A 10,960-nucleotide genomic window follows, 5' to 3' on the forward strand; every position below is an offset into this window, starting at 1 on the left:
CCCTGTTTTCCCTAGGGTGCGCCACGAAAAACCTTTATTCGATGGCCTTGACCATGTCTTCCACGACCTTTTTAGCGTCGCCAAACACCATCATGGTCTTGTCCATGTAGAACAGTTCATTGTCCAGCCCGGCATAGCCCGCTGCCATCGAACGCTTGTTGACGATGATGGTCTTGGCCTTGTAGGCCTCCAAGATGGGCATGCCATAAATGGCGCTGCCTTTAATGTGTGCGGCAGGATTCACCACATCGTTCGCACCCAGAATGATGGCGACATCGGCTTGGCCGAATTCGCCGTTGATATCTTCCATCTCGAACACCTGGTCATACGGCACTTCCGCTTCGGCCAGCAACACATTCATGTGTCCCGGCATGCGCCCAGCCACCGGGTGAATCGCGTATTTAACCGTGATGCCTTTTTCGGTGAGCTTGGCAGCCAGTTCTTTCACGGCATGCTGCGCACGCGCGACCGCCAAACCATAGCCGGGAACAATCACCACGGTCTCGGCATTGCCCAGCACAAAGGCCGCATCGTCGGCGCTACCGCTCTTGACGCTGCGCTGCACCGCGCCACCGGCCACCGCAGCCGTGGCGTCGCCTCCAAAGCCACCCAGAATCACATTGAAGAACGAGCGGTTCATCGCCTTGCACATGATGTACGAGAGGATCGCACCGGAGGAGCCGACCAGCGACCCGGCAATGATTAGCATGCTGTTATTCAGGCTGAAGCCGATACCCGCGGCCGCCCAACCCGAATAGCTGTTGAGCATGGACACCACGACCGGCATGTCGGCACCGCCGATCGGAATGATGATCAGCACGCCCATCACAAAGCCCAGCGCCAGGATCAGGCCGAAGTCCATCGCGCTTTGTGAATGCCAGAAGCCGAACAGGAAAAACAGCGAGGCCAGACCTAACACCAGATTCAACTTGTGCTGACCCGGGAAAGTTACTGGCGCACCCTGGAACAGACGGAACTTGTATTTGCCGCTGAGCTTGCCAAACGCAATCACCGAACCCGAGAACGTGACGGCGCCAATAAATGCGCCCAGCGCCAGCTCGATACGGTTGCCGCCCGGGATGGCGCCGCCTTTGGTCGTGATGCTGAAAGCCCAGGGCTCTGCCACTGCCGCAACCGCGATGAATACGGCGGCCAGGCCAATCATGCTGTGCATGAAAGCCACCAGCTCAGGCATCTTGGTCATCTCCACGCGCTTGGCCATCAGCGTGCCCGCCGTGCCGCCCACCAGCAAGGCGCCCAACACCCAGCCCATACCGGCAATGCCGTCCTGGCCCATTTGATCCGCCAGCTTGAGGATCAGCGCCGCAGTCGTGAGCACGGCAACACCCATGCCGACCATGCCAAATAGATTGCCGCGAATGGAGGTGGTGGGATGCGACAGACCCTTGAGCGCCTGGATAAAGCAAACGCTGGCAAACAGGTACAGCAGTGTGACGAGGTTCAAGCTCATTCTTTAGCTCCTGCGGCAGGTGCCTTCTTCTCTTTTTTCTTGAACATCTCCAGCATGCGGCGCGTCACCATGAACCCGCCGAACACATTGACGGCAGCCAGCGCGACGGCCAGCACGCCCATGGACTTGCCCAGCGTTGTTTCGGTCAGCGCGGCGGCCAGCATGGCGCCTACGATCACAATGGCAGAGATGGCATTGGTCACCGCCATCAGCGGCGTATGCAGCGCAGGTGTCACTGTCCAGACCACGTGGTAGCCCACATAAATGGCCAGTACAAAGATGATCAGGTTCAGTATCGTGGGGGAAACCATTTCCATGGTGTCGCTCCTTATGGGGTAGAAAAGTTATTTGCGCTTGACGTCGCCGCCCTGCGTCATCAGACAGGCGGCCACAATGTCGTCTTCCAGGTCGACGTGCAAAGCGCCTTCCTTGTTGACGATCAGCTTCAGGAAATCGAGCACATTGCGGGCGTAGAGCGAAGAGGCATCGGCCGCTACCAACGCCGGTAGATTGGTTTCGCCAATGATGGTGACACCATGTTTGACGACGGTCTTGTCGGCCTCGGACAACGGGCAATTGCCGCCGCCATTCGGGCCTTTGCCGGCGGCAATGTCCACAATCACCGAGCCCGGCTTCATAGAACGCACCATCTCTTCCGTAATCAACGTGGGCGCGGCACGGCCGGGGATCAGCGCGGTGCTGATCACCACATCGGCTTGCGCGACACGCTTGGCGACCTCGGCCTTCTGGCGGTCCAGCCAACTTTGTGGCATGGGCTTGGCATAGCCGCCGACGCCGACAGCCGCTTCTTTTTCCTCGTCGGTCTCATAAGGCACATCGATGAACTTGCCGCCCAGCGATTCCACTTGCTCTTTGACGCTGGGGCGTACATCCGATGCCTCAATCACGGCACCGAGTCGCTTGGCGGTGGCAATCGCCTGCAAACCCGCAACGCCTACACCCAGGATGACCACACGCGCCGCCTTCACGGTACCTGCAGCGGTCATCAGCATCGGGAAGAAGCGCTGGTATTTGTCGGCCGCCATCATCACGGCCTTGTAGCCAGCAATATTGGCCTGGCTGGACAACACATCCATGCTCTGCGCACGTGTCGTTCGGGGTGCCGCTTCCAATGCAAACGAGGTCAGTTGGGCATTCGCCAACCGTTGCAGGCCCGTTGCATCAAACGGGTTGAGCATGCCCACCAGCGCTGCGCCAGTCTTCATCAGCGCGGCTTCGTTGTCAAACGGGGTGCGCACTTTGAGCACCAAGTCACAACCCAGCGCGCCGGCGGCATCGGTGATTTCCGCGCCAGCGGCAACATAGGCTTCGTCAGTCACGCTGGCGGATACGCCAGCACCCGACTGGACTCGCACACTGTGACCCTGGGTCTTCAGTTTTTTTACGGTTTCCGGGGTGGCCGCTACGCGGGATTCGCCCACCGTCGTCTCGGTGGGTACGCCAATAAGCATGGGGCGCTCCTTCGAATTTTGTTATGAAACTGTCAGCAAGCTTACATGACATTTTGCATTCTATGACCCGCCAAAACCCCTAACAATCGTGACAGAAGTGCACATAATCCGCCGTGATGCAGGGCTGGCAAAGCGACTGGAGTATGGTTGCGGTATGAAAAACAAGGCCGTTGGAAAACGCTGAAATCAATGGAACTCCAATATCTGGTACTGATCGTTGGCCTCGTGATGGCGCTCGGCCTCATCCTTTACCTGTATCTTGAGTACCAAGCGCGCACTTTGCGTACACGCATCGTTGACGTTCCGGGGGGCCTCCGATTTGAGGCCCACGGTTTTTCCATAGAAGTACAGCGCGCCAGCAAGCAATTGGCGGTAACCACCCGCACCGGACGATTGGTGCGCACGCCCCTCGAAGGCGGGGAAGCGCAAACGCAGTTGGCACCACTCAAATCATCTGTGCTTGCTGCCGGTCTGCAAATCGACGTGCTGAAAGCTACCGCCCATGACCATCCGGAGCAAGACGCACGTATACCCCCGGGGTTTTGCACCATCCGGCTGCGAGCCACCGATGCGCCATCCCTGGCCCCCGGAGCAACCGGCGGATACAGCTCCGAACTCGTCATAGAACGCGTTCCCGAAATCGCCATCGTCAGCTTCAACAATTTTGCGGCGCGGGTACGCGTCTGGATCGAAAAGATTGAGCACAGACTGGAAGCGGAGCGGATTGCCAAAGCGCGCAAAGAAGCCGAGACCGCGCAGGCTGCCGAGATCGAACGAGAACTGGCCCAGGCGCAGGCCAGCAAAATAGAAACCGGGCCACTGACGGATCAGGACCGCGAAGAACTTGCGGCGCTACAAATCGCGAAATGGCGCCAGGCTGCCGGATTTACCGGCACCGCAACCGAAGTAAGCATCGATGCCGAGGGCAGGGTCAGCTGGTTCATCGACATGCTGAACGACGGACGCATCACCTTGCACGCCGACAAACGCACCATCCACGCCAACCTGGTGGGGGCCACCGTCGCTTCGCTGGGTGGCGAAGTGGAGATAGGCCTGCGCGATGACTACTGGACCGAGGACGAACCGGCGCTGCGTAACTTCCGGATCTTCAAAGGCATGCCACCGGACGCACGCCGCGCCTGGAAGGAGCGCATAGAGTTGGTGCGTGACAGCATCACCAAGGCCGTGCACCGCGGTCCCTGAGCAGGCGGAATGCTACGAAATACATAGCTGCCTACGCACAGTCTACGCGCCATAGGGCTATTTTTTATCTGCAACCAGAACGGGCCGCCAACGGTAAAATGGGCGCCATGCCCAAACAAAGAATCGTCGTTGGCCTCAGTGGCGGCGTGGACTCCGCCGTGACTGCCCACCTGCTCAAGCAGCAAGGCCACGAAGTCGTTGGCATCTTCATGAAAAATTGGGAAGATGACGACGACAGTGAATACTGCTCCTCCAACATCGACTTCGTCGATGCCGCTGCCGTTGCGGACGTGCTGGGCATTGAGATCGAGCACGTCAACTTTGCAGCCAACTACAAAGACCGGGTATTCGCCGAATTCCTGCGTGAATACCAGGCGGGGCGCACGCCCAACCCCGATATCCTGTGCAATGCCGAGATCAAATTCAAGGCATTTCTGGACCATGCCATCTCGGTCGGCGCCGAGAAAATTGCCACCGGGCATTACGCCCGCGTACGGTTGAACGACGCCACTGGCAAGCATGAGTTGCTGAAGGGACTGGACCCATCGAAAGACCAGAGCTACTTCCTGCATCGCCTGAATCAGGCCCAGTTGTCGAAGACGCTGTTCCCAGTCGGCGAGCTGCACAAAACCGAAGTACGCCGCATTGCAGAGGAAATCGGCCTGCCCAATGCGCGCAAGAAGGACTCCACCGGCATCTGCTTCATCGGCGAGCGTCCGTTTCGGGAGTTTTTGAATCGCTATATCTCCAAGGAACCTGGCCCCATCAAGAATGCCAAGGGCCAGACCATTGCCGAGCACGTCGGCCTGTCGTTTTACACACTGGGTCAGCGCCAGGGTCTGGGCATTGGCGGGCTCAAGGCAAAAGGCGCACAGCGTGGCGGCGGCGAACATGCGCCCTGGTTTGTAGCGCGCAAGGACATGGAAAACAACACGCTGTGGGTGGTGCAGGGGCATGACCATCCCTGGCTGCAATCGCTGTCGCTGCAAGCGCAAGACACATCCTGGATCGCGGGCGCTCCACCGGCCACTGAACAAGCGGCCGCTAAAACACGCTACCGGCAACAGGACTCAGCCTGCGCTGTTATGGCAGATGGCAACGCCAATTTCGCACTGACTTTCTGCGAACCGCAATGGGCGGTCACGCCAGGTCAGTCCGCCGTGCTGTACCAGGGCGAAGTTTGCCTTGGTGGTGGCGTTATTGCCGCGGCCCATGCTGGTACTATTCCTGCATAAAGAGAGACGTTCCATCCATGTACCACGTGATCCGGAATACGGAAGGCGCCATAGACACGGTCAGCCGACAGGCCATGCCGGGCAGCCAACCGATCGAGGAAATGGACCCCGAGTTGGTCCAGTTTTTTGGTCGCTCTGGCGCACGTCCCGAATTCGGTGATGCCGATGCGGACTTCGTGCGGGTGCTGGAAGACTTGATCGACACGCTGATCATGAAAAACGTAATTCGCCACACGGACCTGCCCGCGGCGGCACAGAAGAAACTGGCCTTGCGCAAAGGGCTGCGCACCCGACTGCATGGTTCTCTGAATCTGCTGGAAGGCGACCATGGCGTTCTCTGAAGCATGAGCACCGACGCACCCAATCCCCCACGTTCGGCTCAATGGCGATTGGGTGAACACGGCGTGCACTTCGACCCGCTGCTCGACGCCGTAGTGGCGATTGCCAAAATATTCGGTATCTCCACGACCCAGGAAGCCCTCTCCGCTGGCCTGCCGCTGGAAAGCAACCTGGTAACGCCCGCGCTGCTACCGCGCGTTGCCGCCAGAGCCGGATTGACTGCGCGGCTGGCGCGCAGGCCTCTGGCTGAATTGCGCCCCGGGCTCCTGCCGGTCATTCTGCTTCTGGAAAACAAGCAGGCCTGCGTATTGCTGGAATGGCTGGATGACGGCTCGGCCAGGGTTCGTTTCCCCGAGGGTGGTGAATCCGGTGACGTGCTACCAATGGAGGAGCTGCAGGCGCTGTATTCGGGCGTGGTGTTCTTTGTCAAACCGGTTTTCCGATTTGATCAGCGCACACCGCACACGGGCCAGTTGACCTCACGCCATTGGTTCTGGAGCGTAGTGCTGCAAAACTGGCGCTTGTACCGCGACAGTCTGCTCGCGGCGCTACTGGTGAATCTGTTTGCGCTGGCGATGCCGATGTTTTCGATGACGGTGTATGACCGCGTGGTGCCCAATCGGGCAGAAGAAACCCTTTGGATCCTCTCCATCGGCGTGTTGCTGATGATGGGCTTTGATCTGGTGCTGCGGGTGCTGCGCGCCTACATCCTGGACACGGCCGGCAAGCGCATCGATGTCACGCTGTCGTCGCGCATCATGGAGCGGGTGCTGGGCCTGCGCATGGCACAGCGGCCCGCATCGGTCGGTTCTTTCGCTGCCAATCTGCGCGCGTTCGAGTCGGTGCGGGACTTTGTGGCCTCGGCCTCGATCACCACGCTGGTCGATCTGCCGTTTGTACTGGTTTTCTTCATCGCCATTCTGTGGATATCGCCGTGGCTGCTGTTGCCGCCTGTGGTCTGCATTGTGATTTTGCTGATCGCCTCGCTGGTGGTGCAGCACAAGATGCAGGAGCTGGTCGAGCTGACGCAGCGCGCTGCGTCGCAGCGCAACGCCAACCTCGTGGAAAGCCTGGTCGGCATTGAAACCATCAAGTACATGGTGGCCGAGAGTGTGTTCCAACGAAAATGGGAACAATCCACAGTGTTTCTGGCGCAACACAACTCCAAGCTCAAGCTGCTCTCCAGCGCCACAATGAATTTTGCCCAGTCGCTGCAGCAACTGGTCAGCGTGCTGGTCGTGATCGTTGGCGTCTACCTGTTGATGGCCAACCAGATCAGCATGGGCGCGATTATTGCCGCCTCCATGCTGGCCGGACGCGCGATGGCGCCGTTCGGCCAAGTTGCAGGTCTTCTGCTGCAGTACCACAGTGCCAAGAGCGGCCTGGAGTCGGTGGCCACCTATATGCGCATGGCGCCTGAACGCAGCGATGACGCACCCTTCCTGCACCGCAATGGCTTCCAGGGCACGATCGAATTCAAGAACGTCAGCTTTGCTTACCCAGGCCAGCAACAGACCGTGCTCAACAAAGTCTCGTTCAAGATCAACGCCGGCGAGAAAGTGGCTTTCATTGGGCGAGTTGGATCCGGCAAATCGACCATTCAGCGTCTGATTTTGGGCCTGCACCAGCCCACTGAAGGCGCGATCCTGATCGACGGGATCGACCTGCGCCAAATCGACCCGGCCGAGATGCGCCGCGCCACCGGTTTCGTATCGCAAGACGTCAGCCTGTTCTACGGCACGCTGAAAGAAAACATTGCGATGGGCGCACCGTTTGCGGCCGACCAGGACATCGTCGCCGCCGCCGAGATTGCGGGCGTCACCGAATTTGCGAACCGCCACCCGCGCGGCTTTGACATGCCCATCGGCGAGCGCGGCGAATCGCTATCCGGCGGCCAGCGCCAGGCGGTAGGCATTGCCCGTGCGGTGCTGAGCGATGCGCCCATGCTGCTGCTGGACGAGCCCAGTAGCGCGATGGACCACCAGAGCGAAGATGCGCTCAAAGCCCGGCTGCGTCGCTTCACCGCTGGCAAGACCGTGGTACTCGTCACGCACCGAACTTCGCTGCTGGAATTGATTGACCGACTGATCGTGATCGATAACGGCCAGATCATGGCCGACGGCCCCAAGACCCAGGTGGTTGAGGCGCTGCAAAGCGGCCGCATTGGGAGGGCCAGCTGATGGACCGCCCTGCGTTCAAAGCCCGCGTTCTGGCCCGGTGGCAACGCTTTTACGCGTTCTGTTCACGCTGGATAGACCGCGGCCTGCTGGCCGTGCTGGGGCGCGAACAACTCAAGGATGGCGACTTCGACACCAATGCCGATTGGGCGATTGCCGAGCAAACGCCCCGCGGTGCACGCGTTCTGATTTGGCTGAGTCTGGTTGCGGCGCTGGTCATGCTGCTCTGGGCCGCGCTAGCTCAATTGGACGAAGTAACGCGCGGAGAAGGAAAGGTGATTCCTTCCCGCCAAATCCAGATTTTGCAAAGCCTGGATGGTGGCATCGTCTCCGAAATCCTGGTGCGCGAAGGCCAGATAGTCAAAGTGGGCGAGCTCCTGCTCAAGGTGGACCCGACACGCATGGTCTCTTCGTTGCGCGAAAACCAGTCACAGTACCTGTCACTGCTGGCCAAAGCTGCACGGCTGCGCGCCCTGGCCGAGGGCTCGCGTTTTGTGCCGCCGCCCGAGGTGATGGAACAGTCGCCTGAAATTGTTGAGGCCGAACGCGCCTTGTACGAATCCAAGCGGGCCGAACTGGACGCCACCGTCGGCGTAGCGCGCCAGCAATCGGCCCAGCGCTCGCAAGAGTTGATATCGGTGCGCGCCAAGCGCGAACAAGCGGCCCAGAGCTTCACGCTGACAGCACGCGAGCTGGAGATGACGCGCCCATTGGCCAAGTCCGGAGCAGTCTCGGACGTAGAGCTGCTGCGCCTGGAGCGCGATGTAGCGCGCTACCGAGGCGAGCGTGACAGCGCCAGCTCGGACATTCCTCGACTGGAGTCGGCCATTCTGGAAGCCAATCGCAAGATCCAGGAAGTGGAACTGACATTCCGCAACCTGGCGCGCAGCGAACTGAGCGAAACCAATGCCAAGCTGAACTCGCTGTCCGAGAGCAGCGCGGGGCTGGAAGACCGGGTCAAACAGACCGAAATCCGCTCGCCCGTGAATGGCACAGTTAAACAACTCAAGGTGAATACCGTAGGCGGCGTAGTGCAGCCGGGCAAAGACGTGATTGAGCTGGTGCCGTCGGATGACGCCTTGCTGCTGGAGGCGCGGGTGCTGCCGCGTGACATCGCCTTTTTGCGACCCGGGCAAAAGGCGCTGGTCAAATTCACTGCGTACGACTTTGCGGTTTACGGCGGGCTGGAAGCAACGCTGGAGCAGATTGGCGCTGACAGCGTGGTGGACGAAAAGGGCAACGCCTACTTCCTTGTGCGGGTACGCACGCTGTCCAGCACCATCGGTGCACAACAGTTGCCCATCATCCCCGGCATGGTCGCCGAAGTGGACATCCTGACCGGGAAAAAATCGGTGTTGTCCTATCTGATGAAACCCATTTTGCGAGCCAAGGCGAAGGCACTGACCGAACGATGAGTGGCTCACTGCCGTGCATTCTGGTCACGCAGGACTTCGGTCTGCAGGTCCACTGGCAAAGAGCCCTGCACACCTACCCCATTGAAGTGGTCGGCAGCTTTGCCGACCTGTTGCTACGCGTCCGCTCGGGCGCGGGCATCGTCTGGCTCGACACTGCCCTGCGGGGTCTGCCCGGCTGGAGCGACCCGCAGTGGCAAATGGTGCTGCAGCAACCGGGCTTGCGCCTGGTTGCTACCGCCTCCAACCCTGACGATGATGCTGCGATTGCAGCGCTGGATGCGGGATGCGCCGGCTACTGTCACGCCTACGCCCAGACCGCCATCCTGCAGCAAGTTGCCCAGGTCGTCGCCACGGGCCATATCTGGATCGGCCCAGTCCTGATGCAGCGCCTGATCCACAGCGCCAACCGGGCCGCCACGCTAGCGCAGAGCCAGACCAGTGATTGGCGCACACCGCTAACCCCGCGCGAGTCAGAAGTTGCCGAAATGGCCGCAAAAGGCGCCACAAACCAGGAAATTGCCGCACGTTGCGGCATTTCGGAGCGCACCGTCAAAGCACATCTGAGTGCTGTTTTTGAAAAACTGGGGGTGGTGGATCGCCTCCAGCTGACCCTGAAGGTGCACGGAATCGTGCAATAGCTCACATAACCTGTACTTGAGGACAATAGGCAAGCTGCCAGCCACCCCCTAGAGTCAGAGCATCAAAGTATGCCGTCTTCTGGAGTTCTCATGGCCGACAATCAGGTTCCCGTTCAAGCCCGTGGTGTAGTGACGATGCTGCGTGGCCACGCGTGGATCATCAATCCAGACGGCAGCACACGCGACCTGCACGTAGGTGACGCGGTGCAGGAAGGCCAGACGCTCGCCACCGATGGCGACACGCAGATCGAAGTCTCGCTGCCCAATGGCGAAATTCTGGCGGTCAGCGCGGAACGCCTGCTGCTGCTGAACGACGCATTGCTGGGCACCGCGCCTCCGCTCGATGCCACCAATGCGGCTCTGAAAGACCTCAACAGTGGCGCATCCACCATTGCCAACATCCTCGCCGGAACTGGCGACCTGTCTGCCGAGCTGGACGCCACGGCTGTCGGCTTGACCGGTGGTGATGGCAGTGATGCGCATGATTTCGTGCGTCTGACACGTGTTACCGAATCCACCTCACCATTGGCCTTGGCCCGCGACAACAGCACTACGCCGCCACCGCCCGAAAGCCCAACCTTCGCGCCGGAAACTGGCAGCGCAGCTACACCGACGCCAACACCTACTCCGGCACCGACGCCTGCGCCTGCACCAACGCCAGTACCTACACCCACGCCAACCCCATCCCCCGAACCGACGCCAACACCTACTCCGGCACCGACACCCGTACCAACACCTGCGCCGGTACCCACGCCCAGTCCAACACCTTCCGTGGTCGTCAATATCGTGGACACCAGCCTGAACCAGGCCGATACCACGTCCTCTGTCACCTTCACTTTCTCGGAAGCGCCGGTGGGCTTTACCGCTGGCGACATCACCGTCGCCAATGGCACGGTCACGGGCCTCACGGCCACTGCCAATCCTTTGGTCTGGACTGCCACTTTCACAGCCACTGCAGGCTTTGAAGGCACTGGCTCGGTCTCGGTCAACCCCAGCTCCTATTCCAATGC

At 60.1% G+C, this 10,960-nt stretch carries 10 protein-coding genes; 7 read left to right on the forward strand and 3 right to left on the reverse strand.

Features of this window, described 5'->3' with window-relative positions:
* Window positions 1–34: 34 nt before the first annotated feature.
* Genes AC1DV6_RS17830 through AC1DV6_RS17840 form a run of 3 tightly spaced genes read right to left on the reverse strand, consistent with a single transcriptional unit; the run spans window position 35 to window position 2,943 of the window.
* The gene (locus tag AC1DV6_RS17830; protein ID WP_477979839.1) at window positions 35–1,471 is read right to left on the reverse strand and encodes an NAD(P)(+) transhydrogenase (Re/Si-specific) subunit beta; all 1,437 of its coding nucleotides are present in this window, start codon (window positions 1,469–1,471) and stop codon (window positions 35–37) included.
* On the reverse strand, window positions 1,468–1,788 hold the full coding sequence (locus tag AC1DV6_RS17835) for an NAD(P) transhydrogenase subunit alpha part 2 (protein ID WP_477979840.1): 321 nt from the start codon (window positions 1,786–1,788) through the stop codon (window positions 1,468–1,470). Before AC1DV6_RS17835 ends, AC1DV6_RS17830 begins: the two co-directional genes overlap by 4 nt.
* A 27-nt stretch (window positions 1,789–1,815) precedes the next feature.
* Complete coding sequence (locus tag AC1DV6_RS17840) at window positions 1,816–2,943, reverse strand: Re/Si-specific NAD(P)(+) transhydrogenase subunit alpha (RefSeq protein ID WP_477979841.1); 1,128 nt, start codon at window positions 2,941–2,943, stop codon at window positions 1,816–1,818.
* Between the two features lie 189 nt (window positions 2,944–3,132).
* Here AC1DV6_RS17840 and AC1DV6_RS17845 point away from each other — a divergent pair, with 189 nt between their 5' ends.
* The 7 genes from AC1DV6_RS17845 to AC1DV6_RS17875 all read left to right on the forward strand — a co-directional run.
* The gene (locus tag AC1DV6_RS17845; protein ID WP_477979842.1) at window positions 3,133–4,146 is read left to right on the forward strand and encodes a hypothetical protein; all 1,014 of its coding nucleotides are present in this window, start codon (window positions 3,133–3,135) and stop codon (window positions 4,144–4,146) included.
* A 107-nt stretch (window positions 4,147–4,253) separates the two neighbouring features.
* The gene (mnmA, locus tag AC1DV6_RS17850; protein ID WP_477979844.1) at window positions 4,254–5,381 is read left to right on the forward strand and encodes a tRNA 2-thiouridine(34) synthase MnmA; all 1,128 of its coding nucleotides are present in this window, start codon (window positions 4,254–4,256) and stop codon (window positions 5,379–5,381) included.
* Between the two features lie 17 nt (window positions 5,382–5,398).
* Window positions 5,399–5,722, forward strand: a complete 324-nt coding sequence (locus AC1DV6_RS17855) for a hypothetical protein (RefSeq protein WP_477979846.1) — start codon at window positions 5,399–5,401, stop codon at window positions 5,720–5,722.
* Between the two features lie 3 nt (window positions 5,723–5,725).
* Complete coding sequence (locus AC1DV6_RS17860) at window positions 5,726–7,900, forward strand: type I secretion system permease/ATPase (RefSeq protein ID WP_477979848.1); 2,175 nt, start codon at window positions 5,726–5,728, stop codon at window positions 7,898–7,900.
* Window positions 7,900–9,312 (forward strand): HlyD family type I secretion periplasmic adaptor subunit, encoded by a 1,413-nt coding sequence (locus AC1DV6_RS17865; protein ID WP_477979850.1) that lies wholly within the window; start codon window positions 7,900–7,902, stop codon window positions 9,310–9,312. The genes AC1DV6_RS17860 and AC1DV6_RS17865 overlap by 1 nt, the downstream gene beginning before the upstream one ends.
* Entirely contained in the window at window positions 9,309–9,950 is a 642-nt protein-coding gene (locus tag AC1DV6_RS17870; protein ID WP_477979852.1) for a response regulator transcription factor, read from the forward strand. Before AC1DV6_RS17865 ends, AC1DV6_RS17870 begins: the two co-directional genes overlap by 4 nt.
* Window positions 9,951–10,040: 90 nt before the next feature.
* The coding region (locus AC1DV6_RS17875; RefSeq protein ID WP_477979854.1) for a retention module-containing protein at window positions 10,041–10,960 on the forward strand (920 nt) is incomplete at its 3' end.

The sequence above is a fragment of the Rhodoferax sp. P2_H8_2 genome, from assembly GCF_056403235.1.